This is a genomic window from Primorskyibacter aestuariivivens (assembly GCF_028023675.1).
Classification (GTDB): domain Bacteria; phylum Pseudomonadota; class Alphaproteobacteria; order Rhodobacterales; family Rhodobacteraceae; genus Marinovum; species Marinovum aestuariivivens.
In genome coordinates, this window is the sequence record NZ_JAQIOZ010000003.1 from 26,086 (window position 1) to 52,216 (window position 26,131).

General features: G+C 61.3%; 23 protein-coding genes. 20 read left to right on the forward strand and 3 right to left on the reverse strand.

All coding sequences use genetic code 11. The features are described from left to right. The first annotated feature begins 235 nt into the window (after positions 1-235). The 13 genes from PGB28_RS02235 to PGB28_RS02295 all read left to right on the forward strand — a co-directional run bounded on the left by PGB28_RS02235 (position 236) and on the right by PGB28_RS02295 (position 11,319). Positions 236-1,093: an HpcH/HpaI aldolase/citrate lyase family protein gene (locus PGB28_RS02235; protein WP_271419851.1), complete on the forward strand. Its 858-nt coding sequence runs from the start codon at positions 236-238 to the stop codon at positions 1,091-1,093. Between the two features lie 5 nt (positions 1,094-1,098). Further along, on the forward strand, positions 1,099-1,647 hold the full coding sequence (locus tag PGB28_RS02240) for an NnrU family protein (protein ID WP_271419852.1): 549 nt from the start codon (positions 1,099-1,101) through the stop codon (positions 1,645-1,647). Between the two features lie 4 nt (positions 1,648-1,651). Continuing rightward, positions 1,652-1,855: a DUF1737 domain-containing protein gene (locus tag PGB28_RS02245; RefSeq protein ID WP_271419853.1), complete on the forward strand. Its 204-nt coding sequence runs from the start codon at positions 1,652-1,654 to the stop codon at positions 1,853-1,855. Then, complete coding sequence (locus tag PGB28_RS02250) at positions 1,855-2,886, forward strand: MaoC family dehydratase (protein WP_271419854.1); 1,032 nt, start codon at positions 1,855-1,857, stop codon at positions 2,884-2,886. Before PGB28_RS02245 ends, PGB28_RS02250 begins: the two co-directional genes overlap by 1 nt. Positions 2,887-3,220: 334 nt before the next feature. Next, a complete protein-coding gene (sdhC, locus tag PGB28_RS02255) occupies positions 3,221-3,604 on the forward strand; it encodes a succinate dehydrogenase, cytochrome b556 subunit (RefSeq protein WP_271419855.1) in 384 nt (127 codons plus the stop codon). 10 nt (positions 3,605-3,614) lie between these two features. Beyond that, positions 3,615-3,986, forward strand: coding sequence for a succinate dehydrogenase, hydrophobic membrane anchor protein (gene sdhD, locus PGB28_RS02260; protein ID WP_271419856.1), 372 nt, complete (start codon positions 3,615-3,617; stop codon positions 3,984-3,986). A gap of 16 nt (positions 3,987-4,002) precedes the next feature. After that, positions 4,003-5,805, forward strand: coding sequence for a succinate dehydrogenase flavoprotein subunit (gene sdhA, locus PGB28_RS02265; RefSeq protein ID WP_271419857.1), 1,803 nt, complete (start codon positions 4,003-4,005; stop codon positions 5,803-5,805). Positions 5,806-5,924: 119 nt separating this feature from the next. Beyond that, positions 5,925-6,713 carry a polysaccharide pyruvyl transferase family protein gene (locus PGB28_RS02270; protein ID WP_271419858.1) on the forward strand — a complete coding sequence of 263 codons (789 nt, stop codon included), beginning with the start codon at positions 5,925-5,927 and terminating at the stop codon, positions 6,711-6,713. A gap of 196 nt (positions 6,714-6,909) precedes the next feature. Beyond that, positions 6,910-7,737, forward strand: a complete 828-nt coding sequence (locus PGB28_RS02275) for a hypothetical protein (protein ID WP_271419859.1) — start codon at positions 6,910-6,912, stop codon at positions 7,735-7,737. 153 nt (positions 7,738-7,890) lie between these two features. Continuing rightward, entirely contained in the window at positions 7,891-8,670 is a 780-nt protein-coding gene (locus tag PGB28_RS02280; RefSeq protein ID WP_271419860.1) for a succinate dehydrogenase iron-sulfur subunit, read from the forward strand. A gap of 86 nt (positions 8,671-8,756) precedes the next feature. Beyond that, a complete protein-coding gene (locus tag PGB28_RS02285; protein ID WP_271419861.1) occupies positions 8,757-8,948 on the forward strand; it encodes a hypothetical protein in 192 nt (63 codons plus the stop codon). A gap of 220 nt (positions 8,949-9,168) precedes the next feature. Next, positions 9,169-10,338 carry a type III PLP-dependent enzyme gene (locus tag PGB28_RS02290; RefSeq protein ID WP_271419862.1) on the forward strand — a complete coding sequence of 390 codons (1,170 nt, stop codon included), beginning with the start codon at positions 9,169-9,171 and terminating at the stop codon, positions 10,336-10,338. Between the two features lie 126 nt (positions 10,339-10,464). Beyond that, positions 10,465-11,319: an urea carboxylase-associated family protein gene (locus tag PGB28_RS02295; protein ID WP_271419863.1), complete on the forward strand. Its 855-nt coding sequence runs from the start codon at positions 10,465-10,467 to the stop codon at positions 11,317-11,319. Positions 11,320-11,324: 5 nt separating this feature from the next. Here the strand turns inward: PGB28_RS02295 and PGB28_RS02300 are convergent, their stop codons facing one another. Beyond that, positions 11,325-12,662, reverse strand: a complete 1,338-nt coding sequence (locus PGB28_RS02300) for a serine hydroxymethyltransferase (RefSeq protein WP_271419864.1) — start codon at positions 12,660-12,662, stop codon at positions 11,325-11,327. Positions 12,663-12,680: 18 nt separating this feature from the next. Next, the gene (gene deoD / locus PGB28_RS02305) at positions 12,681-13,388 is read right to left on the reverse strand and encodes a purine-nucleoside phosphorylase (protein WP_271419865.1); all 708 of its coding nucleotides are present in this window, start codon (positions 13,386-13,388) and stop codon (positions 12,681-12,683) included. 155 nt (positions 13,389-13,543) lie between these two features. On the opposite strand from deoD, the gene PGB28_RS02310 reads away from it, so the two are divergent. Then, positions 13,544-15,007 carry a putative bifunctional diguanylate cyclase/phosphodiesterase gene (locus tag PGB28_RS02310; protein ID WP_271419866.1) on the forward strand — a complete coding sequence of 488 codons (1,464 nt, stop codon included), beginning with the start codon at positions 13,544-13,546 and terminating at the stop codon, positions 15,005-15,007. Positions 15,008-15,097: 90 nt separating this feature from the next. Here PGB28_RS02310 and PGB28_RS02315 read toward each other — a convergent pair whose 3' ends face one another. After that, positions 15,098-17,065, reverse strand: coding sequence for a protein meaA (locus PGB28_RS02315; protein WP_271419867.1), 1,968 nt, complete (start codon positions 17,063-17,065; stop codon positions 15,098-15,100). 138 nt (positions 17,066-17,203) lie between these two features. Here PGB28_RS02315 and PGB28_RS02320 point away from each other — a divergent pair, with 138 nt between their 5' ends. The 6 genes from PGB28_RS02320 to PGB28_RS02345 all read left to right on the forward strand — a co-directional run bounded on the left by PGB28_RS02320 (position 17,204) and on the right by PGB28_RS02345 (position 26,009). Continuing rightward, the gene (locus tag PGB28_RS02320; protein WP_271419868.1) at positions 17,204-18,577 is read left to right on the forward strand and encodes a 1-acyl-sn-glycerol-3-phosphate acyltransferase; all 1,374 of its coding nucleotides are present in this window, start codon (positions 17,204-17,206) and stop codon (positions 18,575-18,577) included. A 135-nt stretch (positions 18,578-18,712) separates the two neighbouring features. Next, entirely contained in the window at positions 18,713-20,005 is a 1,293-nt protein-coding gene (gene ccrA / locus PGB28_RS02325) for a crotonyl-CoA carboxylase/reductase (protein WP_271419869.1), read from the forward strand. Between the two features lie 352 nt (positions 20,006-20,357). After that, positions 20,358-21,086 carry a helix-turn-helix transcriptional regulator gene (locus tag PGB28_RS02330; RefSeq protein ID WP_271419870.1) on the forward strand — a complete coding sequence of 243 codons (729 nt, stop codon included), beginning with the start codon at positions 20,358-20,360 and terminating at the stop codon, positions 21,084-21,086. 85 nt (positions 21,087-21,171) lie between these two features. After that, entirely contained in the window at positions 21,172-21,804 is a 633-nt protein-coding gene (locus PGB28_RS02335; protein WP_271419871.1) for an acyl-homoserine-lactone synthase, read from the forward strand. Positions 21,805-21,845: 41 nt separating this feature from the next. Beyond that, complete coding sequence (locus PGB28_RS02340; RefSeq protein WP_271419872.1) at positions 21,846-23,372, forward strand: ATP-dependent DNA helicase; 1,527 nt, start codon at positions 21,846-21,848, stop codon at positions 23,370-23,372. Between the two features lie 138 nt (positions 23,373-23,510). Next, entirely contained in the window at positions 23,511-26,009 is a 2,499-nt protein-coding gene (locus PGB28_RS02345) for a GcvT family protein (protein ID WP_271419873.1), read from the forward strand. Positions 26,010-26,131: the final 122 nt, after the last annotated feature.

A 26,131-nucleotide genomic window follows, 5' to 3' on the forward strand; every position in this document is an offset into this window, starting at 1 on the left:
CGGCTTTGCCGACCTGTGGCAAGCTGTTATCGCATGGGCCGGACCCGTCCCGCCATTCTGGCAAAAGGGCATGCGGCCATGGGGAAAAGCCTGCCGCAAAATGGTTAAATCCCGGCTTAATCCACCGGGCGGTGCGATTTGACGATAAATTTGCTGCACTGCGGCACCTCACCCCTTGAACAATTCGGCAAAAAATGCCCCTTATGCGCGCAACATTGTTTCAAGGAGACTCGTCATGGACATGCGCGCCCGCCCTTATCGTTCGGTTCTTTATATTCCCGGCTCCAAGCCCCGCGCATTGGACAAGGCCCGGACCCTGCCGATTGATGCCATCATCTTTGACCTCGAAGACGCCGTCTCGATCGAGGAAAAGGTGAACGCGCGCGACACGCTCACCGCTGCTCTGGCCGAGGGCGGTTATGGCGCGCGCATGAAGATCGTGCGCATCAACTCGCTCGATACCGAATGGGGCCGCGCCGATGCAGAGGCGGTCACCAAGATGGACTGCGACGCGGTTCTCCTGCCCAAGGTGGGCTCTGCCGCGGATATTGATGCGCTGGCCGAGATCACCGGCGATCTGCCGATCTGGGCGATGATGGAGACGCCCGCGGGTATGCTGCATGCCGAGGAGATTGCCGCGCATCCCAAACTGGCGGGCTTTGTCATGGGCACCAATGACCTCGCCAAGGAACTGCAATGCCGCTTCCGTGCCGACCGTTTGCCGATGCTGACCGCGCTGTCGCTCTGCCTGCTCGCGGCCAAAGCCCATGGGGTTGTCATCGTGGACGGCGTCTATAACGCGTTCAAGGATGACGAGGGCCTGCGCGCCGAATGTGAGCAGGGCCGTGACATGGGTATGGACGGCAAGACGCTGATCCACCCCGCGCAGGTGGCCATCGCCAACGAAGCCTTTGCCCCGTCTGAGGCCGAGATCGAGCTGGCCCAGCGCCAGATCGCCGCCTTTGAAGAGGCCGAGGCCGGCGGGCAGGGGGTTGCCGTGGTCGATGGCAAGATCGTCGAAAACCTGCACGTTGCCACGGCACGTGAAATACTGGCAAAAGCGGAGGCAATCAAAGCCATCGCAGCGGAGTAAACCCCATGACCCTTCTTGTCCTCGGCGTCGCCCTTTGGGCACTTGCGCATTATTTCAAACGTCTCATGCCAGAACGGCGTGCGGCGATGGGCGACGCGGGCAAGGGGGCGGTCGCTGCAGCGATTGCCGTTTCGGTGGTCCTGATGATCTTTGGCTACCGCATGGCACCGTTCATCGACCTTTGGTACCCGCCCAGTTTCATGTTGCATATCAACAACCTGTTGGTGTTGATTGCGCTTTACATGATGAGCCCCGCGCCCAAGAAAGGCCGGTTGCTGGCCGGTATGCGCCATCCGATGCTGATCGGATTCAAGCTTTGGGCCGTGGCGCATTTGCTGGTGAATGGCGATCTGGCGTCAATCATCCTGTTTGGCGGGCTGTTGGCATGGGCAGTTTCAGAGATCATTATCATCAACCGCGCTGAACCCGACTGGACCCCGCGCACGCCCGGCCCAATTGCCAAGGACGCGATGTTCTTTGTCGCGTCCATCGTGCTGCTTGCCATCATTGGCTGGATTCACGGCTACCTCGGCCCTTGGCCCTTCCCCGGATAAGCTCATGAAACTCTATCGTTTTCTGTCGGCCGACGACACGTCGGAATTTTGCCACAAGGTCACCGCCGCGCTCAACAAGGGTTGGGCGCTGCATGGCTCGCCGACCTACGCCTTTGATGCCGCCAATGGTGTCATGCGCTGCGGACAGGCCGTGACCAAAGACGTGGATGGCGACTACACCCCCGATCTCAAACTTGGAGACCAGTAATGGCCAAAACCAATCCCGGCCGTTTCTTCGAGGACTACCGCCTTGGAGAAACCATCCAGCACGCCGTGCCGCGCACCGTTTCCGGTGGCGAGCGTGCGCTGTATCACGCGCTTTATCCCGCGCGCCACGCGCTTTATTCCTCCGATGAATTCGCGCGAGCGTCCGGCCTGCCTGCCGCGCCTATCGACGATCTGGCTGCGTTCCACGTGGTCTTTGGCAAGACGGTGCCCGACATCTCGCTCAACGCCGTGGCGAACCTTGGCTATGCAGAAGGCAACTGGCGTCTGCCGGTCTATCCCGGGGATACGCTGCGCTCGGAGTCGGAAGTCATTGGCCTGAAACAGAACTCCAACGGCAAATCCGGCGTTGTCTATGTCCGCACCCGCGGTCTGAACCAGCGTGACGAGGTGGTGATGGACTACGTGCGCTGGGTCATGGTGCGCAAATCCAACCTTGATGCGCCCGCACCCGAGACGGTGATACCCGAACTGCAAAAGGTCATCCCGGCCTCTGATCTGGTGATCCCTGAGGGGCTGGATTTCTCCGACTACGACTTCACGCTCGCCGGAGAGCCGCATCGCTGGGGCGACTACGCCGTGGGCGAAACCATCGACCATGTGGATGGTGTGACGATTGAAGAGGCCGAGCATATGCTCGCCACCCGGCTCTGGCAGAACACCGCCAAGGTGCATTTCGACGTCACCTTCCGCCCCGATGGTCAGCGGTTGATCTATGGCGGTCACATCATCTCCATGGCCCGCGCGCTCAGCTTTAACGGGCTGGCCAATGCGCAGATGATCGTGGGGCTGAACGGCGGCGCGCATGCCAACCCGTGCTATTCCGGTCTGACCGTCAAAGCGTGGTCGGAAGTGCTGGACAAGGCGGAAACCTCTGCCCCCGGCGTTGGTGCGATCCGACTGCGTCTTGTGGCGACCAGCGGCGGTGACGCGTTCACGCTCAAGGGCGAGGACGGCAAATACCTGCCCCATGTGCTGCTGGATCTGGATTACTGGGCGCTGATGCCGGTGTGATGGGGGCGGTGCGCAAAGACCGCGCACCCTAAGCCCGCCAGTAGGGTGCGCAATCGTTGCGCACCTTCCCTAAAATTTGTGATCACAAACGGCCTCTACGTGACCGCTAACGGTTTTCTTGGGCTTTCTTCGCTGTTGTCTCAGTGATTCCCGAAATGCCACTTCGATGTGCGAGCCAATTGAGGTTTTGTGATCACTGCCTCCGATTAAGTGATCACAAATCCCTGAAATTATCCCGGTTGCGCCAAAAAACCGCGCCCATGCGGCGCTGCGGCGCGTGACAGACACGTAAAAATCACTATCACGGGAGCCAAGCGAACCGAAAGGAACAGCCATGGCTGATGTGAATCGCGGCAACCGGCCGCTCTCTCCGCACTTGCAGATCTACCGTCCCCAACTGAACTCCATCACCTCGATCCTGACCCGGATCACCGGCAACGCGCTCTTGCTTGGCTGCCTGCTGATCGTGTGGTGGTTCCTGGCGGCGGCCACCTCGCCGGAATATTTCGCCTTTGCGGATTGGCTGCTGACCAGCTTTATCGGTGACCTGATCATGCTCGGCTCGCTCTGGGCGCTGTGGTATCACTTGCTCGCCGGTGTCCGCCACCTGATCTGGGACAATGCGATTGGTCTCGATCTTGCCAGCGCGGACAAGCTGAGCTGGGCCGTGATCGGTGGCTCGCTGTTCCTCACCCTGTTCACCGTTGCCATCGTCTGAGGAGGCCATCATGCGTTATCTGACTGACCGCAAACGCGCCACCGGCATGGGCTCTGCCAAGACCGGCACCGCGCATTTCTGGGCGATGAAAGTGTCCTCCGTGGCGCTTCTGGTGCTCATCCCGCTGTTCATCTTCAATTTCGGCCCGATGCTGGGCCAGCCGCATGACGTGGTGCTGGAGCATTTCGGCCGCCCCTATCCGGCGATCCTTGCGGCGCTGACCATTGTCGTGACCTTCATGCACTTCAAGGACGGTGTGCAGGTCCTGATCGAGGACTATGTGCACGGGCTGATGGGGAAAATCCTGATCATCGCGATGATCTGTCTGTCTTACGCCGCGATGGTGACTGGCTTGTTTGCCATCGCCAAGATCGCGCTTTGAAATACCGGAGCTGACAATGGCTGAATATACCTACGAAAACCATGATTATGACGTCGTGGTTGTGGGCGCCGGCGGGGCCGGTCTGCGCGCAACGCTTGGCATGGCGGAACAGGGGCTGCGCACCGCGTGTGTGACCAAGGTCTTCCCGACCCGCTCCCACACCGTTGCGGCCCAGGGCGGCATCGCCGCGTCGCTGTCGAACATGGGCCCCGACCACTGGCAGTGGCACATGTATGACACGGTGAAGGGCTCCGACTGGCTCGGTGATACCGACGCCATGGAATACCTCGCCCGCGAAGCGCCCAAGGCGGTTTACGAGCTTGAGCATTACGGCGTGCCGTTCTCGCGCACCGAAGAGGGCAAGATTTACCAGCGCCCCTTTGGCGGCCACACCACCGAATTTGGCGAAGGCCCCGCCGTGCAGCGGACCTGTGCCGCTGCCGACCGGACCGGTCACGCCATCCTGCACACGCTCTATGGCCAGTCGCTGAAGAACAACGCGGAATTCTACATCGAATATTTCGCCATCGACCTGCTGATGGAAGACGGCGAGTGCAAGGGCGTGATTTGCTGGAAGCTGGATGACGGCACCATGCATGTGTTCAATGCCAAGATGGTCGTGCTGGCCACTGGCGGCTACGGACGCGCCTATTTCTCGGCCACCTCGGCCCATACCTGCACCGGTGACGGTGGCGGCATGGTGGCCCGTGCCGGCCTGCCCATGCAGGACATGGAGTTTGTGCAGTTCCACCCCACCGGCATCTATGGCTCCGGCTGTCTCATCACCGAGGGCGCGCGCGGCGAAGGTGGCTACCTCACCAATTCCGAGGGTGAGCGCTTCATGGAGCGGTATGCGCCCCAGTATAAAGACCTCGCGCCCCGCGACTATGTCTCGCGCTCCATGACCATGGAAATCCGCGAAGGCCGTGGTGTGGGCGAAGAGGGGGATCACATCCACCTGAACCTGTCGCACCTGCCTGCCGAGGCTCTGGCCGAACGCCTGCCCGGTATCTCGGAAAGCGCCAAGATCTTTGCCGGCGTCGACGTCACCAAGGAACCGATCCCGGTCATCCCCACCGTGCACTACAACATGGGCGGTATCCCGACGAACTACTGGGGTGAGGTACTGAACCCGACCCAGGATGATCCGCATGCCATCGTGCCCGGCCTGATGGCCGTGGGCGAGGCGGGCTGTGCCTCGGTGCATGGTGCCAACCGCCTTGGGTCCAACTCGCTCATTGACCTCGTGGTCTTTGGTCGCGCCGCCGCCATCCGCGCGGGCAAGGTTGTGGACCGCGACGCCGCCGTGCCGACAGCTCCGAAAGCAGAGATCGACAAGGCGCTGGACCGCTTTGATGGGCTGCGTCACGCCAAGGGTGCCATCCCCACCGCCGATCTGCGGCTGGAGATGCAGAAAACCATGCAGGCCGATGCCGCCGTGTTCCGCACCGCCAAGACCATGGCCGAAGGCGTCGAGAAAATGACCGCCATCGCCGCCAAACTTGACGATCTGAAAGTGACCGATACCTCCCTTGTGTGGAACTCGGATCTGATGGAAACGCTGGAACTCACCAACCTGATGCCCAACGCGCTGGCCACCATCGTGGGCGCCGAGGCGCGCAAGGAAAGCCGCGGCGCGCATGCGCACGAGGATTTCTCCGAGCGTGACGACGAGAACTGGCGCGTCCACACGATCAGCCGCATCGACGGCAACAAGGTGGAGCTTGAGTATCGCCCCGTCGTGGTCGATCCGCTGTCGACCGAGGCTGAAGGCGGTATCGAGTTGAAGCGTATCGCACCCAAGGCCCGGACGTTCTGATGCAACAAGCGGCCCAAACCCCACGGGACGCTGTTTCGGAGACGACCTCCGCAGCGGCGGCCCGGGTCGAGGTTAAGCCGGGCGTTTTCGCCCGGCGTCGGTCGGTTTGGGCGCGCCCAATGCAGCGCTTTGGCCTGTCGGGGGACCGGGGCATGCGCTGGGGGTGGTCGAAAACCGTGAATTTCGGCGATTGGGTGGGGCCGTATCTCTATGCCTGCCGGACCGGCAACGCACCGGTCTATTGCAACACGATACGCGGCGGACGGGCCCCGGTGATCTTCGCGGCGGGCAGCATCCTGCACAAGATTTCGCACCCCGATCAGGCTGTCGTCTGGGGCACCGGCATCATGTCGCGTGACGCGCGCTTTGCCCGTCCGCGTGACATCCGCGCTGTGCGGGGGCCGCTGACGCGCGAGCGCTGTCTGGAGCTGGGCTATGACTGCCCGGAGGTCTATGGTGACCCGGCCATCATCCTGCCGGATTACATCGCACCCGTGCCTTTCGTGCCGGGGCGTGTCGGGCTTGTTCCGCATCTGAGCCACAGGGAAGAAGCAGACAGGCTGTTCGGACACCATGATGACGTGATGATCATTGATGTCGGACGTTCGGTCGAAGAGGTGGTGCTGGATATCATGTCCTGCGAGTTTCTGGTGTCCAGCTCGCTCCACGGGGTGATTATTGCGCACGCTTATGATCGGCCCTGTGCACCCGTCGCATTCTCAACCGCGCTACTGGGTGATGGCACAAAGTTCGACGACTATTACCTGTCTGCAGGCAACACATGCCCCCGGTTTGAGCGGATGCGAGGCTCAGAGACCTGCGAACAGCTTTCACAAATGGCTCAATCTACTCCAATCCCGCATCTCGAACCGCTCCGGCAGGGTTTGCGCCAAACTTGTCCCTTTTGATGAAACGACACGACGAATATAAAAGCGCCAGCGGCGAAACAGGCGGCACCCTGAGTGCCCATGTCCATGGTGCGCGCGACCGGCTGGAAGGCACTCCCATGGAACAATGTATGCGCCCGGTGACGCCCGGAAACGGGCGGAGGCGCATCGAGCCCGGAACGAGGGCCTGCTGATGATGCGTTCTTCCAAGCCTCACATGTCAAAGCGGGTCATCCTGCACGTCGGCTTGCCAAAGACGGGCACGACAGCATTTCAGGAGTCGCTTGAGTTAAACCGGGACCAGATTCCCGCCCAGATTATCTCGTTCTCGACCAAGGCCGAGGTGGGCATGGCGTTCTGTAAACGTGTACGCGATATCGTGCGTCACGGGTCCAATCGCTGGCGGTTGTGGCAACTGGATCGCGCAGCGCGGGGCATCCGTGCCTGGGTGGACCGCCAACCGCATGACGTGGTTCTGGTGACCGAAGAAAACCTTTTGGGCTGGCGTGTGCGTGACATGTACCGAATGTCCTTTGAGAACGGTCCGAGACAAGCGATGGAAGCTCTGGTTCGCGCCCTTGACGGGTATGAACTTCACTGGGTGCTGTATCGCCGCGATGCCAAGGCGCATATGCGCTCTGCCTACCGCTACTTCGTCAAGCTGCGCGGCGTTTCGGATGGGTGCGAGGAATGGTCCCGTCGGATCGGAACGCCCGAGGTGCTGGATCAGCTTGTCGAGGATACGGCCCGCGCTTTTGGAGATGCCGGGCATGTCTTTGACATGGAAGCGGAAAAGGCTACCGCGCATGCTTGGGGCGCACCAATCCTGAGACTTGCCGGGATGAGCGAAGACAAGATCAATGCGCTGACGCCCGCGCCGCGAACCAATATCGGCCTTCCGGGTGACTTGCTGGATTATGTGCGTGACATTAATGCCATCGGCCTGAACAAAGCAGAGCGCCTTAAGGCGGTTGATGTGGTTTTGCGCCTGCACGCAGATCTCAGCGGCGGGACTCCGCGAGAAGCATATGGGCGGGTGAAATGACAATGACCCGGACACAGAACGCACGGGGATTTGTCCCCAAGAGGGCAGCGGCGCATGCCGCCCTTGTAACCGAAATCCTTGTTGTTGGTTCGACCGCTGTCAAAGCGCCGGATCCGCAGCACAACGAGACAGCCGCAAGCGCGAGGTAAACCCATGGTACAACTGACGCTCCCCAAGAATTCCCGCATCACGACGGGCAAGACATGGCCCAAGCCCGAGGGCGCGACCAATGTCCGCAAGTTCCAGATCTATCGCTGGAACCCCGATGATGGCAAAAACCCCCAGGTCGATACCTATTTCCTCGACATGGACAAATGCGGGCCGATGGTTCTCGACGCGCTGATCAAGATCAAGAACGAGATTGATCCGACGCTGACCTTCCGCCGCTCCTGCCGAGAAGGCATCTGTGGCTCCTGCGCGATGAATATCGACGGGATCAACACGCTGGCCTGTATCTACGGCCTCGACGAGATCAAGGGTGACGTGAAAATCTATCCGCTGCCGCACATGCCGGTGGTCAAAGACCTGATCCCCGATCTGACCCATTTCTATGCCCAGCATGCCTCGATCATGCCGTGGCTGGAAACCAAGACCAATCGCCCAGCGAAAGAGTGGAAGCAGTCCATCGAGGACCGCAAGAAGCTGGACGGGCTTTATGAATGCGTGATGTGCGCGTCCTGTTCGACCTCCTGTCCCAGCTATTGGTGGAATGGCGATCGGTACCTTGGACCGGCAGCGCTCCTCCACGCCTATCGCTGGATCATCGACAGCCGCGATGAGGCCACGGGTGAGCGTCTGGACGATCTGGAAGATCCGTTCAAGCTGTATCGCTGCCACACGATCATGAACTGCGCCAAGACCTGCCCCAAAGGGCTAAACCCGGCGCTGGCGATTGCCGAGATCAAGAAGTTGATGGTGGAACGCACCGTCTGACTTGAGCGAAATGACTGTTCCGGCCCGCCCCTGAAACAAGGGCGGGCCGATTGCGTTTTGGAAGGGGCAGGGGAAAGGACGGACCCATGATCATCATCGCAGGCCTGATCATCGCCTTCATCCTGCTGATCCTGTTTTCCCGCCCCGATTTGCGCCATTGCCGCTGGCGGCGGGGGCGGGAAGAGGGCGCATTGGTCTGGCGCTGTGCTTTTTGTGGCGCAAAGGTCACGGATGGCAGCGCGACGCCGCCAAAAGTATGCTTTAAAAACAAAGCATAAGGCGGAGCTTTTCAGTTTTTTTGGCAGTTGCGAAAATCTCTGCTTGATCGAATCCACAAACCGCTCCATATGCGCGTTTACAGACGCCAACGCACGCGCCTCTGGCGAGGTGGGCAATTCAAAACCCACGCGGTTACGTAGCGACGGTAACGTCTCCCTTGGAACTGAGCGGTCTCACGCCGGGAAACCGGACATGGCCGGGTCTGACTGGAGATGACCTATGAACGCATTCGTAACCGGGCTTTCGGCCTGTGAATCCTCTGTATTTTCGCGTACTGAGGATTACATCCGCACCCATCATTTTGATCGCCCGACGCTGGTCATCGACACCCAGGCCGTGGCGCGCCAATACGCTGCACTGGCGCAAGGACTGGGCCGCGCTCAGATCCATTACGCGGTCAAGGCCAACCCGGCCCCCGAAATCCTGCGCACCCTGCACGGGCTGGGCGCACATTTCGATGCGGCCTCGCGGGTCGAGCTGCAAATGTGCCTCGATGCGGGCGCGCGCCCCGATCAGTTGTCCTTTGGCAATACGATCAAACGCGCCTCTGACATTGCCTGGGCGCATGAAACGGGCATTGACCTCTTTGCCGTGGACGCCGAGGAAGAGATCGAAAAGATCGCGCAAAACGCCCCCGGCGCGCGCGTCTACCTGCGTATCATCGTGGACGCGACCGAGGCCGAATGGCCGCTGACCCGGAAATTCGGCTCGGGCCGTGACAAGGCGCTGGCGCTGATCGAAATGGCGAAAGAGTTCGGCCTGAACCCGGTTGGCCTGTCTTTCCATGTGGGCTCGCAAACCCGTCGCGCCGCCATGTGGGCGCCGATCCTGGATCAGGTCGCTGCCGTCTGGCACGCCGCGCGCGATGCCGGTCACGATCTGACGCTCCTTAATATCGGCGGTGGTTTTCCGGCCTTCTACGGTCGCGAGATCGACGCACCAGCGCTTTACGCACAAGAGGTGATGAAGCTGGTCCAGCAGCGTTTCGGCGACGTGCCGCATATCATGGCAGAGCCGGGTCGCGGGCTGGTGGCCGAGGCGGGCATGATCGCGTCCGAGGTGCTTCTGGTGTCCAAGAAATCCGACAATGACCTGCACCGCTGGGTCTATCTCGACATCGGTCGCTTCTCCGGTCTGGCCGAGACCGAGGGCGAGGCGATCCGTTATCAGTTCGTCACGGATCGGGATATGGAGCAAACCGGTCCCTGCATTCTCGCCGGACCGTCCTGCGACAGCGCCGATGTGCTTTATGAAAAGCAACCGGTGCAATTGCCGCTGGGGCTGCGCGCGGGCGACCGGGTCATGATCCGGGCCTGCGGTGCCTATACTTCGACCTATGCGAGTGTGGGCTTCAATGGCTTTCCGCCTCTGGATGTGGTGGCCATCTGAATACTGGCACCGCACGCGTGCGGCGCGCGCGGTGAAGGGAGGGGCAAGGGGCGTGCCGGCGCGGCACGCCCCTTGTTTTTTGCGTCAAGCTGCCGTTTTGTCATGGCAAAAAAGCGGGAGATCGCAATGAACAAGGCACCAAAGGACGCAGAAGCGCGCCGCGCGATTGCACCTGTGATCGTGTATCCGAATGACACCTTGCCCAAACCCGACCTTTCCATGATGCGCGCAGCCCGGGCCAGCGCCACAAAGGTGGACGAGGTGATCGTTCCGCCCCGCGAGGGCGGATGCTTTCGTGCCGATGCCGGGCAGTTCTTTCGCATCACGAGCGTGGAGGGCCCGCAGGTGGGCGACCTGAACCTCTGGTACGCGCATGACCTCAATGAGCGCTTCTTTTCCGGCAAGACCCGTGCGCTGCATGGGACGCATGTGAGCTCCGGGGATCGGCTTTGGTCCTCATTGCCCTATCTGCGCGCCATGGCCACCATCGTCGAGGACACCCTGGACTGGTATGGGATGGATGCGTTCGGCGGCTCCGTACATGATGTGATCGGGACGCGCTGCGATCCTTATACGGGCTATCTGTTGTCCGGCGTGCAGTATCATCACTGCTGCCATTCCAACCTGACCCGCGCACTGGCCGAAGAAACCGGATTGCCGCTCCATGCCTGCGAATTTCACGTGCATGACGTTCTGAATGTCTTCATGTGCACCGGGTTTACCCGCGACACCGGGCAATATTTCATGAAGGCCAGCCCGGTCCGCCCCGGTGACTACATCGAGTTCTTCGCTGATATCGACCTTTTAGGCGCGCTCAGCGCCTGTCCCGGCGGTGATTGCTCTGCCACCCATACCAGTGACGCAGCGGCCTGTTACCCGCTCAAGGTTGAGATCTTTGAGCCGGACCGCGCGCTGCTCAGGGATTGGTCGCCGTCCCCGGCAAATGGCTATGATCGGACCCACGGCACCAGAGACGCGTAGCGTGTTCAACCTGCATGGATGAAGTGCAATTTGTCGAAACTCGCGCGCCACGCGGCGACCTCGGGAGCCAGCGTGTCGGGTGCATTGGCGCGCAGCGCCGCCACGATCAGCCGTGCCAGCTCTGGTGCATGCTCCGCCGTCATGCCCCAGCGCACCAATTCCGGCGTGCCGATGCGCAGCCCGTTCATGTCTCCCTCGACCGGCTCAGTGGGCAATCCGATCCCGCAGGCCAGAAAGCCCGCTTTGCGCAGTTTTTTCGACGCCGCCTGTCCGCCCCCGAACGCGGTAGCCTCAAGCGCGAACTGGTGGGACTGCGTTGCGCCCTGTGCGGTTTTGAACACCGGCAGGCCCGCCTCCTGACAGGCTTTGGCCAGCGCCTTCGACATCTCCACCATGGCTTCGGCATAGGCCGTGCCATGATCGCGCCAATCCAGCAACGACACCGCGAGCGCTGCGGATTTGGCGGCATCGAAATTGGCGGTCATCCCGGGGAAGGCAATTTGCTCCAGCCGCTGGGCCAATGCGGCGTCCCGGGTCACGATCAACCCGCTGGGCGGTCCGCCGAGGCTTTTATAAGTGCTCATCGTCATCAGATGCGCGCCCTCATCCAGCGGGTTCGGCCACGCCCGCCCGGCGATGATCCCGCATTGATGCGCCGCATCAAACAACACGCTGGCCCCGAACCGGTCGGCGATCTGCCGTATTCCGGCCACCGGATGCGGGCTCAGGTTCAGGCTGCCGCCGATGGTGATCAGGCGCGGCTCAACAGCCTCTGCCAGATCGGCAAGCGCATTCAGATCAACCGTGTAGCCGTCCTCGTCCACCGGGGCCTCAAAGATCTGCAGGCCGTAGAGACCGGCCGCCCCGGCTTCGTGATGGGTGACATGCCCACCCACCACTGCCGGCGGGACAATCACCGCATCGCCGGGTTTGCAGGTCGCCATGAAGCCGTAAAGATTGGCAATCGCGCCCGACGGCACGCGAATCTCTGCATGGGTGGCATCAAAGATTTCGCAGGCCAGTTCCGCCGCGATCACTTCGATCTCTTCGATAGCCTCAAGCCCCATTTCGTATTTGTCACCTGGATAGCCAAGCGAGGGCCGCGTGCCGATGCCGCTGGCCAACAGCGCCTCGGCGCGCGGGTTCATCACGTTGGTGGCGGGGTTGAGGTTGAAGCATTCGCGTTCATGGATGCGCCGGTTCATCGCCGCCAGCGTTTCGACGCGGGACGAGACCTCTGCGCTGTCATTGCGCGCGGTCTGACGGGCGATCTGGTCGATCAATGACCGGCTGGTTTCCGGCAGCCAGTCACGGGACGCCAGCTTGGCGGTTTCATCACTCATCTCGGGTGTCTCCGGGGGTTAGCTTTCAAAGGCCGCTTCGAGCGCGATCTCGACCATGTCGCCGAAACTCGTTTCCCGTTGATCGCTTGGCAACGCCTCACCGGTCAGCAGGTGATCGGAGACCGTGAGAACGGCAAGGGCGCGGGCCCCGTGGCGGGCGGCAAGGATGTAGAGCTCGGCGGCTTCCATCTCGACACCGAGAATACCGTGCCGTGTCATCTGGTCATTCAGATCGGGGCGTTCGTCATAGAACACATCGGAGGAATAGATGCCGCCCACGTGGGTGGCCACATCGCGCGACCCGGCCGCATCCGCGGCACGGCGCAAAAGCGGATAATCGGCGCAAGGCGCGAAGTTCAATTCGCGAAAGATACCGCGCGAGGGCGTGGAAAGCGTCGTGGCGGTCATGGCAAGGATGATGTCGCGGACTTTGACATGTTCCTGCATGGCACCGCAGGACCCGATGCGGATCAGGGTCTTGGCACCGAAATCGCGGATCAGTTCATTGGCATAAATTGACAGTGACGGCATGCCCATACCCGACCCCTGGATGCTTACCCGGTTGCCACGCCAGGTCCCGGTAAAGCCCAGCATGCCGCGCACGGAATTGACCTGCACAACGTCGTCCAGAAAGGTTTCGGCGGCCCATTTCGCCCGGTAGGGATCGCCGGGCATCAGCACGGTTTCGGCGATTTCTCCGGGTGCGGCTCCGATATGGATGGACATGTCATGTTCCTCGCTTCAACTCAGACCGTGACATTCGCACCGGCTACGGCCAATCGCAAGACATCACGGAATCCGTCGCTTAAGGGGATTGCGAGGAGGCATTTTATCCTTAAGGTTGAGTTTCACCCATTGCTTTCCGAAAGGACCGCGTTCTTGTGACGTCCTTCAATACGGCACTTGTACTCTTGACGTTGGTCGGTCTGGGCTGCGCGGCTGCAGCTTTGTATTTTGCCATCCGTGCGGACAGGCTGAAATCGCAATTGCTGGACCTGCGGGATCGTCTGGCCACGACCAGCCGCGAAAACAAGCGCCTGATGCATATGGTGGAGTATGACGACCTGACCTCGGCGCGGTCACGTCGCTACATGCGCGAACTTTTCGCGAGCAAGCCGCAGGACGGCAAGAACGCGATGATCTTCATGGATCTCGACAATTTCAAAAGCGTCAATGACGGGTTCGGCCATCGCGCCGGGGACACGCTCTTGCGGGCGATTGCGGATGGGTTGCGCAAGGCCTGCAAGGAAGGCGAGGTGCTCTTCCGGCTGGGCGGCGACGAATTCTGCGTTTTTCTGGAGAACACGTCGGTGCCCGAGGCGGTCGAGCGTGCCAAAGCCTTTGTGGCGATTGTCTCGGATTGCAGGATCGACATTGACGGTGTTCAGGTGCGCCGCACAGCCAGCGCGGGCGTCGCGCGCATTGACAAGGGGCAGGATCTTGTCGGTGCTTTGTACTACGCCGATGAGGCGTTGTATGCTGCCAAGCAATCGGGGGGCAACGCGCTTCGGGTGACCGAAGGTGAAACGCTCCGTTCCATGATCGCCCGCCGCACAAGCCCCCGGCCCGAAGATATGGCCGAAGCGATCCGCCGCGAAGAGGTCACCTATTTCGTGCAGCCGATCTTTGACACCCGCATCGGCAAGGCGGTGGGCGTCGAAGCTTTGATCCGCTGGGTGCGCAGCGATGGCCGGGTGCTGCTTCCGGAAAAGTTCCTGGATGCCATGATCGGAAATCAGGCGCGCCAGATCATTCCGTCGGTCCGCGCCACATCCAATATTTCGACACAGTTTGCCGGGCTGGGCGACCGGTTCTACTGCGCGTTCAATATTTCGTCGCGGTTTCTGGAAGCCTCCGCGCTGGAGGGCAGCGATTTGATCGATGATCTGATTGGCGATCTCGATCCCGCCCGCACCGTTCTGGAACTGGTGGAAAACGCCGCGATCCAGAATATTGAAAAGACCCGGTATCTCCTAGATCTTTTGCGGGAACGCGGCGTGCGCGTGGCGCTGGATGATTTCGGGACCGGCATGTCCAACCTGCATTGGTTAAGCTCGCTCAATGTCGACATGGTCAAGATCGACAAGAGCTTTGTGCGGGGGCTTGGCGAAACCGGTAAGGACACAAGCATCCTGCGCGCCTTGCACAGCATGTCTCAAAGCATGGGCTTTGACGTCATTGCCGAAGGTGTGGAAACAGAGGCCTCGCTGGAAGTTCTGCAAGAGATCGGCATTTACACGGCGCAAGGCTACCTGCTTGGGCGGCCCGAACGACCGGATTTCTGGCACGCGCGCCTTTCACAAGGCATGGACGGCATCAGCAGCCCGATGCGCCGACCCGCCTGATCTGTCAACCTGCCAAAATCCGACGCCATGCCGGGATGGGGCGCGCCCTGCATTCCTGAACGCAGAGCGCGTGTTGCGTGGCTGGTGGCCTTATTCCGCAGCGACCGATTGCGGATCGACCAGCGTCACGATGTCAGTCATGATCGTGTTCAGTTCGAAATCCTTAGGCGTATAGACCCGGGCGACGCCCATGGCGTGCAGGCGCTTGGCATCGTCATCGGGGATGATACCGCCCACGATCACCGGTACATTCCCGAGCCCGGCCGCGCGCATCCGCTCCATCAGGTCCTCGACCAGCGGGATATGTGATCCTGACAGGATCGACAGACCCACCACATGCGCCTCTTCCTCCAGCGCGCCGCGCACAATTTCCTCGGGCGTCAGGCGGATGCCCTCATAGGAGATGTCCATGCCGCAATCCCGCGCGCGGAAGGCGATCTGTTCGGCGCCGTTGGAATGGCCGTCGAGGCCCGGTTTGCCAACAAGGAATTTCAACCGGCGGCCCAAACGGTCGCTGACCGCGTTCACCGCATCGCGGATATTGTCCAGCCCTTCGGTCTTGTTCGACACCGAGGCCGAAACGCCCGTAGGACCACGATATTCGCCATAGGCCTTGCGCATCTCCGCCGCCCATTCGCCGGTGGTCACGCCCACGCGTGCCGCGGCAATCGACGGCTCCATCACGTTGCGGCCGTCTTTGGCAGCTGCGCGCAGATCGGCCAGCGCGGCGTCTACCGCATCCTGATCCCGTTCGGCGCGCCACACGTTCAGCCGTTCAACCTGCTCCTGCTCTACCGCCGGGTCCACCACCATGATGCCGCCATCTTCGGTCATCAGCGGCGAGGGTTCGGTCTCGACCCATTTGTTCACGCCCACAACGATGGTCTCGTTGCGCTCGATCCGGTTCAGCCGTTCGGCGTTGGAATCGACCAGGCGGCCTTTCATGTATTCGATCGACTTCACCGCGCCGCCCATGGAATCGAGATTGGCCAGCTCGGCGCGCGCGCCCTCCTTCAACTCCTCTACCTTGCGGTCAACAGCGGGGTTTTCGTCAAACAGATCGTCGAATTCCAAGAGGTCCGTCTCATAGGCCAGGATTTGCTGCATGCGCATGGACCATTGCTGATCCCAGGGGCGGGGCAGGCCCAGAGCCTCGTTCCACGCCGGAAGCTGCACCGCACGCGCGCGGGCTTTCTTGGACAGTGTCACCGCCAGCATCTCGATGAGAATACGGTAGACGTTGTTTTCTGGTTGCTGCTCGGTCAGGCCGAGCGAGTTCACCTGCACCCCATAACGGAAGCGGCGCATCTTGGGATTGTCGATGCCATAGCGCTTTTCACAGATCTCATCCCAGAGATCGACAAAGGCGCGCATCTTGCACATCTCGGTCACAAAGCGGATGCCCGCATTCACAAAGAAGGAGATACGGCCAACAACGGTCGGGAAATCCTCGGCCGGGATGCGCGGCTTCAACTCATCCAGCACCGCCGTCGCCGTGGCAAGTGCAAAGGCCAGTTCCTGCTCCGGCGTCGCACCGGCCTCTTGCAGGTGGTAGGAACAGACATTCATCGGGTTCCATTTGGGGATGTTGGTGTAGCAATATTCGGCCACATCCGCGATCATCTTGAGGCTGGGCTTGGGCGGGCAGATATAGGTGCCGCGCGACAGGTATTCCTTGATCAGGTCGTTCTGCACCGTGCCCTGCAGCTTGGAGACATCCGCACCCTGTTCCTCGGCCACAGCGATATAGAGCGCCAGCAGCCAGGGGGCGGTGGCGTTAATGGTCATGGAGGTGTTCATGTCCTCCAGCGGGATCTGATCAAACAGCGCGCGCATATCGCCCAGATGGCAGATCGGCACGCCCACCTTGCCCACTTCGCCGCGCGCGAGCACGTGGTCGCTGTCATAGCCGGTTTGGGTGGGCAGGTCGAAAGCCACAGAAAGGCCGGTCTGACCCTTGGCGAGATTCGAGCGATACAGTGCGTTCGAGGCCTTGGCCGTCGAATGGCCGGCATAGGTTCGGATCAGCCAGGGGCGGTCTTTCTGGGTCTCGGTCATCTGTGTCTCTCGATTCGAGTGGCGTAATTTTGTTTCGTCCGTTGCTGCATACGCGAAAGAATATGGCGCTGTCAATTCGCTGCATCGCGGCAACTGAGCCATGTTTACGCGTTTGCAGCAAAATGCAAACGTGACGGAATGACAGAGCGTATCGAAATCCCGATCTGGCTGTTTGTGCTGATCCTGGCCTTTGCAGCGGTGACCTTTGCTTCGCATTTTCTGTTTCCGTCTGTGCGCTGGTTCCTGCGTCGCAGGATGGAACGGGTGGTGGCGCGGCTGAACACCCGGCTGGCCCGCCCGATCCAGCCGTTCAAGCTCGCCCGGCGCACGGACATGATCCAGCGGCTGGTCTATGACCCGGCGGTGACCGAAGCGATTGTCGATCATGCCCGCGAGCATGGGCTGCGTGAAGATGTGGCCTTTGAGCAGGCCAAGCGTTACGCGCGCGAGATCGTGCCATCCTTTTCCGCCACAGCCTATTTCGGTTTTGCTATCCGCGCCGCGCGCTTGCTGGCGCGATTCCTCTATCACGTGCGGTTGGGGCGCTACGACAAAGAGACGCTCGACAATGTCGACCCTGACGCCACGCTGATTTTTGTCATCAACCACCGCAGCAACATGGATTACGTGCTGGTCACCTATCTCGCGGCAAGTCAGTCGGCGCTGTCCTATGCGGTGGGCGAATGGGCGCGGGTCTGGCCGCTCAGCCGTTTGATCCGCGCCATGGGGGCCTATTTTATCCGGCGCAAGGATGCCGGGCCGCTCTATCGGCGGGTGCTGGCGCGCTACGTGGCCATGGCGACCCAGGGCGGCGTGGCGCAGGCGATGTTTCCCGAGGGCGGGCTGAGCCTTGACGGGGCATTGGCACCGCCGCGCATGGGGTTGCTGAAATATATCACCGATGGTTGGCAGCCGGATGGCCGGGACGTGGTCTTTGTCCCCGTGGCGCTGAACTACGACCGTGTGCTGGAAGACCGGGTGCTTCTGGATGCACATCGCTCTGGCACGCGGCGTTTCCGAGCGCGCATCGGCGAAGCGCTGCGGTTTGGCCTGAGCTATCTTCTGCGCAGAGCGACCGGGAGGGTGCAGAAATTCGGCTATGCGGCTGTCAGCTTCGGCACCCCCCTCTCGCTCAACGCCCATGTCGCTGCCCATGGCGCAGACCCGGAGCCGCTTGCACTCGAACTGATGGAGCGGATTGGCGCGGTCGTGCCGGTTCTGCCGGTGCCGCTTTTGTCGCTTGTGTTGCGCGATGGGGTGGCGCGGGACCGCGACGCGCTGCGGGAGGCGGTTGATGCGGAGCTTGGGTGCCTGGCGCTTCCCCCCGAACATGCCGTGCATTGCGCCCCGGACGAAGTGGTGGCCGCCGGGCTTGATGTCCTGTTGCGGCGCTCATTGGTGCAGGAAACGCCCGAGGGGCAAATCCGCGTCGATCCGGCGCATATCGACGTGCTGGCCTACTACGCAAACTCGATTTCACACTTGGAACGCCGGAATTCTGCGACTGCATAGGGATTTCTGCGGTCGCTCGGTCATAAAATTACAAAAACCACTCAAACATTGTTGCAATGTTGCGTGACCCCCGATATTTCAGGGTCACAGCCCGCGATTCTGCGTTGCGGCACAGATTTAAACAAGGAGGCCCAAATGGCTCTGGACACCAATGGCGGCATCGCTGCCTACGACGCGCCCGAAAAGGACCTGTATGAAATGGGCGAAATGCCCCCGCTGGGTTATGTCCCCAAGCAAATGTATGCTTGGGCGATCCGCCGCGAACGCCACGGCGAGCCGGACACGGCGATGCAGCTGGAAGTGGTCGATGTGCCGACACTGGACAGCCACGAGGTGCTGGTGCTGGTGATGGCGGCTGGCGTGAATTACAACGGTGTGTGGGCCGCGCTGGGCAAGCCGATCTCGCCCTTTGATGGCCATGGCCAGCCCTTCCACATCGCAGGCTCCGATGCATCCGGCATCGTCTGGGCCGTGGGTGACAAGGTCACACGCTGGAAAGTCGGTGACGAAGTGGTGATCCACTGCAACCAGGACGATGGCGACGACGAAGAATGCAACGGCGGCGACCCGATGTATTCGCCCAGCCAGCGGATCTGGGGCTATGAAACCCCTGATGGCTCCTTTGCCCAGTTCACCAATGTGCAGGCCCAGCAACTTATGCCGCGCCCCAAGCACCTGACCTGGGAAGAGGCGGCATGCTACACGCTGACGCTGGCCACCGCCTACCGGATGTTGTTCGGCCACGAGCCGCATGATCTCAAGCCCGGCCAGAACGTGCTGGTCTGGGGTGCCTCGGGCGGTCTTGGCTCCTACGCGATCCAGTTGATCAACACTGCGGGTGCCAATGCGATCGGCGTGATCTCGGACGAAAGCAAGCGTGATTTCGTGATGGGTCTGGGCGCCAAGGGCGTTCTGAACCGCAACGATTTCAACTGCTGGGGTCAGCTGCCCACGGTGAACACCCCGGAATATGCCGAGTGGTTCAAGGAAGCGCGCAAATTCGGCAAGGCGATCTGGGACATCACCGGCAAGGGCAACAATGTCGACATGGTGTTCGAACACCCGGGCGAGGCCACGTTCCCCGTTTCCACATTTGTGGTGAAAAAAGGCGGCATGGTCGTGATCTGCGCGGGCACCACCGGTTTCAACCTGACCTTTGACGTGCGTTACATGTGGATGCACCAGAAGCGTCTGCAGGGCTCGCACTTTGCCCATCTGAAACAGGCGTCTGCCGCGAACAAGCTGATGCTGGAGCGTCGCCTTGATCCCTGCATGTCCGAAGTCTTTGAATGGAATGACCTGCCGGCCGCCCACATGAAGATGCTGCGCAACGAGCACAAGCCGGGCAACATGTCCGTGCTGGTGCAGGCACCCAAGACCGGGCTGCGCACATTTGAAGACGCGCTGGAGGCTGGCCCCAAAGGTTAAGCTGAATTCAAGCAGAACTGAAACGCCCGCGAATCGGAAATCGGTTCGCGGGCGCTTTGCGTTTTGCAGGCGCAAACTGTGATTTCAAAAGCTTGGAGATCACAGCCTCACCGTTTTTGGGGAGTTGGAATGCGTGAATATTTTAGAAACCCGGCGCATGCTATGCTTGTGTTAATCTTTCGTTAACCACTGAAATTGAGAGTTAACATGCAACACGACTGGATACTGGACGTACTGGCAGACCTCAAAAGCTTTGCAATGACCAATGGATTGCCAGCCCTCGCCGAGCAGCTGGAGGACAGTCGCATGGTCGCCATGGCCGAGGTCGCCTCCAAGGAAGAAGGGACAGGGGTTGGGCTTCGCGGCACGGACGCCTCAACTGGAGGAAATACTTTCGCAGCTGGAGCAATCCGACGCGCTTGAAGAATTGCAGGATGTGATCGAGAAGCTGCGTGACTGCTTCGGTGTCGATCACATGGTCTATCACTGGGTCAGCAGCACGGGGGAGCAGTACGGCTGCGGCACCTATTCTCCGGAATGGGTGCAGCGCTACCTTGATCAGGGATATCTGCGGATTGATCCGGTTGTTCTGGGATGTTTTCAACGGTTCCACCCGGTGGACTGGAAGCGGTTGGACTGGTCGTCGCGCGCGGCACGTGCCTTTCAGAAAGAGGCGCTGGACTACGGCGTCGGAAATCAGGGCTTGTCGATCCCGATCCGGGGACCGAACGGTCAATTCGCACTTTATACACTCAGCCACAATTGCAGTGATCGCGAATGGGCCGAATTTACCGAACGCCACCGTCGCGAACTGATCCTCGTGGCGCATTACTTCAATCAAAAGGCGCTGGAGTTCGAACCGGGCCGCGTGCCCGAACAAGGCCAGGCGCTGTCGCCGCGCGAAGTCGAGGCAATGACTTTGATTGCAGTGGGTTACAACCGGGCGCAGGCGGCAGAAAGCCTGTCGATCTCGGAGCATACATTGCGCGTCTATATCGAAAGCGCGCGGTTCAAACTTGGCGCGATGAACACCACGCACGCGGTTGCAAAGGCGCTGAGCCGGGGCCTGATCGTGGTGTAGTCCTTATCGGCCCGCGCGCGTCTCTCGCCCGGCATTAACCGGAATTGATCACGCTGTTTCCCGTAAATCACGGGGAGACAGCCACATGATCCGATACCTCTACGCCGACCAGCTTGCCCAGGAACCCGGTCTTGCCCACGCCATGTTCCGCGACCGGGCCGATCAGTTCCACACGCGCCTTGGGTGGGAGGTGCAGGTGGACGAAAACGGCGAGGAACGCGACGCATATGATGGCCTGAGCCCGCTCTACGTGATCTGGCAGAATGCCGATGGCGGCCATGGCGGTTCCATGCGGTTTCTGCCCACCGTGGGCCGCACCATGGTCAATGATCATTTCTCGCACCTGACCGATGGTGTCCTGATCCAAAGCCCCGTGATCTGGGAATGCACGCGCTTCTGCCTGTCGCGCGGGGCCTCGGCAAAGGTCTCGGCGGCGCTTATGCTGGCGGGGGGCGAGATCATGCAGAATTTCGGCGTCCGGCATTTCGTTGGCGTGTTCGATGCCCGCATGGTGCGCATCTATCGTCGCATTGGTGCCTCGCCCGAGGTGCTGGGCAGCGATGGCGCGGGGCGGGCCAAAATCAGCGTGGGCCTGTGGGCGTTTACGCCCGAGGCTCAGGCACGCGTGGCCGAAGCCGCGGGCATTTCCGCCGCGCAGTCACGCCAATGGTTCAACCAGTCTTTCGATAGCGCAAATCAGCTTGCCGCAAGCGCCTGATCTTGCTGGCACTTGCGCGGGCCGGGGGGTAGGGTCCGCGCATGACATTGCCCGCGCTGACATTTTCCGAAGACCAGGCCGAAGCCTTTGACCGCGTTGCCGAGGCGTTGCGCGAAGTGGGCGTTGATATCGAAGATGGCGCGCTCCTGCCCCCGCGCGAGGGGCGTTCGGGCGTGATGGCCATTACCGGCAAGGCCGGGTCGGGCAAGACGCTTCTCCTCGCAGAGCTCTACAAGGCGCTCAAGGAGGCGGGCGTTGATGTGGTGTCGGGCGATTGGGAAGGGCGCAGGCGCAAGGACCGCCGCACGCTGGCCATTCTTGCCCCCACCAACAAGGCCGCCAGCGTGTTGCGGATGCGCGGCGTGCCTGCCACCACCATTCACCGCATTCTTTATACGCCGGTCTATGATCCGGAATACGAACGCATCGCGGAATGGCTGGCGGGCAATGGTGAACGCCCCGAAATCGAGGCGCTGACAGATGCGGCGCTGGACCGGGCCTATGCGTTCTACCAGTCCAACAACTCCATTCCCGGTGCGCTGGCCGCCGCCGGTCTGCGCGGCTCGGATTTCATCACCGGCTGGAAACGCCGCGAGGAGCCGCTCGATATCGGTTTTGTGGACGAGGCCTCGATGCTCGATGACCGGCAATACGAAGACCTGCGCGAAATCTTCCCAACGCTTCTGATGTTCGGCGATCCGGCACAGCTTGCCCCGGTGAACCAGTCCGGCACCATGGTGTTCGACAAGCTGGCCGAGAAACAGGTCATGTATCTGCACCGCATCCACCGGCAAGAGGCGGACAACCCGATCCTTGATCTCGCCCATGCGCTGGCCGATCCGACGCTGGAATTTCACGATTTCGAACAGATGGTTGAGGAAAAGTCACGTCAGGACGACCGCGTCGTCTGGGGCCAGCGGGTCGAGGTGGACCTGATGGCGCGCTCTCCCGTCCTTGTCTGGCGCAATGCCACGCGCATCCGGCTGATCAACGCCTTTCGCGCCGTGCATGACGCGCCTGATGACCGGCTCCTGGAGGGCGAGCCGCTGATCTGCGACGGGATTGAACTGCCGCTCAAGCACCGCAAGAAACGGCTGGACCTTGAGGCGCGGGGCCTGATCAAGGGCGCGCAAGTCATCTATCTCGGCGAGGGACGCAAACCGGGCTTTTCCCGCCTGCATGTGATGGGGGCCGAGGACCCGCGCGTTTCCGCCGCTTCCATCGTGAAGATTGAAAAACCGGATGAGGAAGAGCCGTTCATCCCCTTTGCCGCGCGCATGGGGGCGACGTTTCTGCATGGCGCGGCGGTCACGATCCACAAGGCACAGGGCAGCCAATGGGACGATGTACAGGTCTTCGCTCCCGATCTCTTTGTTGCCGCGCGCATGGGGCGGGTCGAAGCCGGGCAACCGCTCTGGAAACGGCTGGCCTATGTGGCGATCACCCGCGCGCAGGAGAGGTTGATCTGGGTGGTGCGCAACCGTCTGTCCCGGCCCAGCCACGCGCTGCGGGTGGATGACCTTGCCGTGCCGCAACAGCCGCTGACGCTTGAGATGCAGGACGAGTGAAACCAACGGGGTGACGGCGTTTTCCGACCCGGACACGCGGGTGAATGTCGCTTTCACATCCTGTCAGGTCGGGCAGGTTTTGCGCGCCTGTCCCGCGCGCGGCTATTGCTTGGAAAACACTCAGCGGAGTCGCGTCTCATGAAGACCCATGTCAAAGCTCTTGTCGTCGGCGGTGGTGCCGTCGGTGCCTCAATCGCCTATCACCTGGCCCGCGCGGGCTGGGAGGATGTCATGCTGCTCGAACGGGATGAGCTGACCTCCGGCTCCACCTGGCACGCGGCGGGGCTGCTGCCGCTCTTCAATATGAGCTATGCCACCAGCCATATCCATGACTATTCGGTCAAGTTCTACAAGACACTGGAAGAAGAGACCGGGCTGAACGCGGGCTTTTCCGTGGTGGGCAATCTGCGCATGGCGCAGACCCAGGCGCGCATGGATGAATACATGCTCTACGCCACCACCGCCGAGACCGTGGGCGTGCCCTATGAATGGCTGAGCGCGGATGAGATCAAGCAGCGCTGGCCGCTGGTCAATTGCGAGGACCTTGTCGGCGCGATCTATCACCCGACCGATGGCTACATTAACCCCGCTGACGTGACCATGGCGATGGCCAAGGGCGCGCGTCAGCGTGGCGTCGTGATCGAACGCAAATGGCAGGTTGATGGCTATGAATGGACCGGGTCGGAATGGCGTGTGACGCTCACCAAGATGGTCGAAAAGGGCGGCAACCTTGTGCCGTCCGAGGAGCAGACCGTCGTGACCGCCGAACATGTGGTCACCGCCACTGGCAACCACGCGCAGCGCACCGCGAAACTGCTGGGCATCAAGATGCCCGCCATTCCGGTCGAGCACCAGTTCATCGTGACCGAACCTGACCCGGCGCTGGTCGAATACCGCAAAACCCATGGCGAACATCCCGTTCTGCGCGATGCGGATGCCAAATGGTATGTGCGCGAAGAGCGTGGCGGCTGGATCCTTGGCCCGTACGAGCGCAACGCGCCCGCACGCTTTGAATATGGCGTGCCCGACAGCTTCCGGGCAGACCTCTTCCCGCTCGATCTGGAGCGGATCGAAGAGGAATACATGTCAATGATCCACCGCATTCCGTCCTCGGAAACCGTGGGTCTCAAGGACGATTTCAACGGCCCGATCTGTTACACGCCCGATGGTAACCCGCTGGTGGGCCCCGCGCCGGGGCTGCGCAACATGTGGCTGGCCGAGGGTTTCTCCTTCGGGATCACCGCTGCGGGCGGCACCGGCTATTACCTTGCCCAGATGATGGTCGAGGGCGAGGCCGAAATCGACATGGCGAGCCTTGATCCCAAGCGCTACGGCTCGTGGATGACCACGGAATATGCCGCGCGCAAGAACGAAGAGGCTTATGAGCACGTCTACATCCTGCACCACCCGGATGAAGAGCGTGAAGCCTGCCGCCCGCTGCGCACCGCACCCGCCTATGACCGGCAAAAGGCCCGCGGCGCGCAATTTGGCTGCGTGAACGGGTTCGAGCGCCCCAACTACTTTGGCCCGCTTGATGCCCCTGAGAGTTTTGACCATGACAGCCGCTCGTTCCGCCGTGGCGCATGGTGGGACTATACCAAGGCCGAGGCCGAAGCCGTCCGCAACGGCGTGGGCCTGATCGACGCCACCGCCTTTACCAAGCACATGGTCAAAGGCCCCGGTGCGACGCAGTTCCTCGACTGGTTCACCTGTAACAAGCTGCCCAAAGTCGGGCGCATCAACCTGACCTATGCGCTGACGGCGGCGGGCACGACCCGCACCGAATACACCATCGTGCGTCTGGCCGAAGACGAATATTACCTCGTCTCCGCCGGGGCCTGGACCGATTACGACGGTGATTTTCTGCGCAAGGCGGCCGAGGATAAAGCCCCCGAATTCGGCTATATCGAGATCCAGAACGTCACCACCCAATGGGGCGTCTTTGCCATCGCCGGGCCGAAATCCCGCGATGTGCTGGCCGAGGTGATCAAGGATGCCGAACCGGACACCGCCCTGTCGAACAAGCGGTTCCCCTGGTTGTCGGCACGCCAGATCGAGCTGGGCATGTGCCCGGTCAACGCGATCCGCGTGGCCTATACCGGCGAGCTGGGCTGGGAGCTGCACCATCCGATCGAGATGCAGAACTACCTCTTCGACCTGCTGGAGAAAGCGGGCGAGAAACACGGCATGAAGCTGGTCGGCGCGCGTGCGCAGAACTGGCTGCGTCAGGAAAAGAGCTACCGCGCCTTTGGCAACGAGCTGGGCCGTGACGCGACCCCGCTTGAAGCCGACCTGCAGCGTTTTGTGGATCTGTCCAAAGAGTTCCATGGCAAGGACGCGATGGAGAAAATCGGCGTACGCTCGAAATGTTGCACCGTTCTGATCGACGGTCCGGCGGACGCGGATCCCTGGGGACACGAGGCGCTCTATCTCGATGGTGAGAAGGTCGGGCGTCTGACCTCGGGCGGCTATTCCGTAGCTTTCGGCAAGAGCATCGGCATGGGCTATGTCAAACCCGAGCTGGCCGTGGAAGGCACCAAGCTCAAGGTCAAGATGCTTGATCAGCTTTGGGATGCGGAAGTCACCTGTGACAGCCCCTATGATCCCAAGAACGAAACCATCCGCAAGGACGGTTGATCGGAGCGCTTGCGCGGCGTGTGTCATGCCGCGCAAACCCATCCTCAGGACAGGCCCGGATATGTTGAACGCCCCGCTTATGCGGGGCGTTTCGCTTTTTGCTCAAAGGCATGCGCCCTTCG

What these genes read in the sequence shown, in the direction of transcription:
- PGB28_RS02235 (WP_271419851.1), top strand. Translation starts at nt 236, where the DNA reads ATGGACATGCGCGCCCGCCCTTATCGTTCGGTTCTTTATATTCCCGGC.
- PGB28_RS02240 (WP_271419852.1), top strand. Translation starts at nt 1,099, where the DNA reads ATGACCCTTCTTGTCCTCGGCGTCGCCCTTTGGGCACTTGCGCATTAT.
- PGB28_RS02245 (WP_271419853.1), top strand. Translation starts at nt 1,652, where the DNA reads ATGAAACTCTATCGTTTTCTGTCGGCCGACGACACGTCGGAATTTTGC.
- PGB28_RS02250 (WP_271419854.1), top strand. Translation starts at nt 1,855, where the DNA reads ATGGCCAAAACCAATCCCGGCCGTTTCTTCGAGGACTACCGCCTTGGA.
- sdhC (WP_271419855.1), top strand. Translation starts at nt 3,221, where the DNA reads ATGGCTGATGTGAATCGCGGCAACCGGCCGCTCTCTCCGCACTTGCAG.
- sdhD (WP_271419856.1), top strand. Translation starts at nt 3,615, where the DNA reads ATGCGTTATCTGACTGACCGCAAACGCGCCACCGGCATGGGCTCTGCC.
- sdhA (WP_271419857.1), top strand. Translation starts at nt 4,003, where the DNA reads ATGGCTGAATATACCTACGAAAACCATGATTATGACGTCGTGGTTGTG.
- PGB28_RS02270 (WP_271419858.1), top strand. Translation starts at nt 5,925, where the DNA reads ATGCAGCGCTTTGGCCTGTCGGGGGACCGGGGCATGCGCTGGGGGTGG.
- PGB28_RS02275 (WP_271419859.1), top strand. Translation starts at nt 6,910, where the DNA reads ATGTCAAAGCGGGTCATCCTGCACGTCGGCTTGCCAAAGACGGGCACG.
- PGB28_RS02280 (WP_271419860.1), top strand. Translation starts at nt 7,891, where the DNA reads ATGGTACAACTGACGCTCCCCAAGAATTCCCGCATCACGACGGGCAAG.
- PGB28_RS02285 (WP_271419861.1), top strand. Translation starts at nt 8,757, where the DNA reads ATGATCATCATCGCAGGCCTGATCATCGCCTTCATCCTGCTGATCCTG.
- PGB28_RS02290 (WP_271419862.1), top strand. Translation starts at nt 9,169, where the DNA reads ATGAACGCATTCGTAACCGGGCTTTCGGCCTGTGAATCCTCTGTATTT.
- PGB28_RS02295 (WP_271419863.1), top strand. Translation starts at nt 10,465, where the DNA reads ATGAACAAGGCACCAAAGGACGCAGAAGCGCGCCGCGCGATTGCACCT.
- PGB28_RS02300 (WP_271419864.1), bottom strand. Translation starts at nt 12,662, where the DNA reads ATGAGTGATGAAACCGCCAAGCTGGCGTCCCGTGACTGGCTGCCGGAA.
- deoD (WP_271419865.1), bottom strand. Translation starts at nt 13,388, where the DNA reads ATGTCCATCCATATCGGAGCCGCACCCGGAGAAATCGCCGAAACCGTG.
- PGB28_RS02315 (WP_271419867.1), bottom strand. Translation starts at nt 17,065, where the DNA reads ATGACCGAGACCCAGAAAGACCGCCCCTGGCTGATCCGAACCTATGCC.
- PGB28_RS02320 (WP_271419868.1), top strand. Translation starts at nt 17,204, where the DNA reads ATGACAGAGCGTATCGAAATCCCGATCTGGCTGTTTGTGCTGATCCTG.
- ccrA (WP_271419869.1), top strand. Translation starts at nt 18,713, where the DNA reads ATGGCTCTGGACACCAATGGCGGCATCGCTGCCTACGACGCGCCCGAA.
- PGB28_RS02335 (WP_271419871.1), top strand. Translation starts at nt 21,172, where the DNA reads ATGATCCGATACCTCTACGCCGACCAGCTTGCCCAGGAACCCGGTCTT.
- PGB28_RS02340 (WP_271419872.1), top strand. Translation starts at nt 21,846, where the DNA reads ATGACATTGCCCGCGCTGACATTTTCCGAAGACCAGGCCGAAGCCTTT.
- PGB28_RS02345 (WP_271419873.1), top strand. Translation starts at nt 23,511, where the DNA reads ATGAAGACCCATGTCAAAGCTCTTGTCGTCGGCGGTGGTGCCGTCGGT.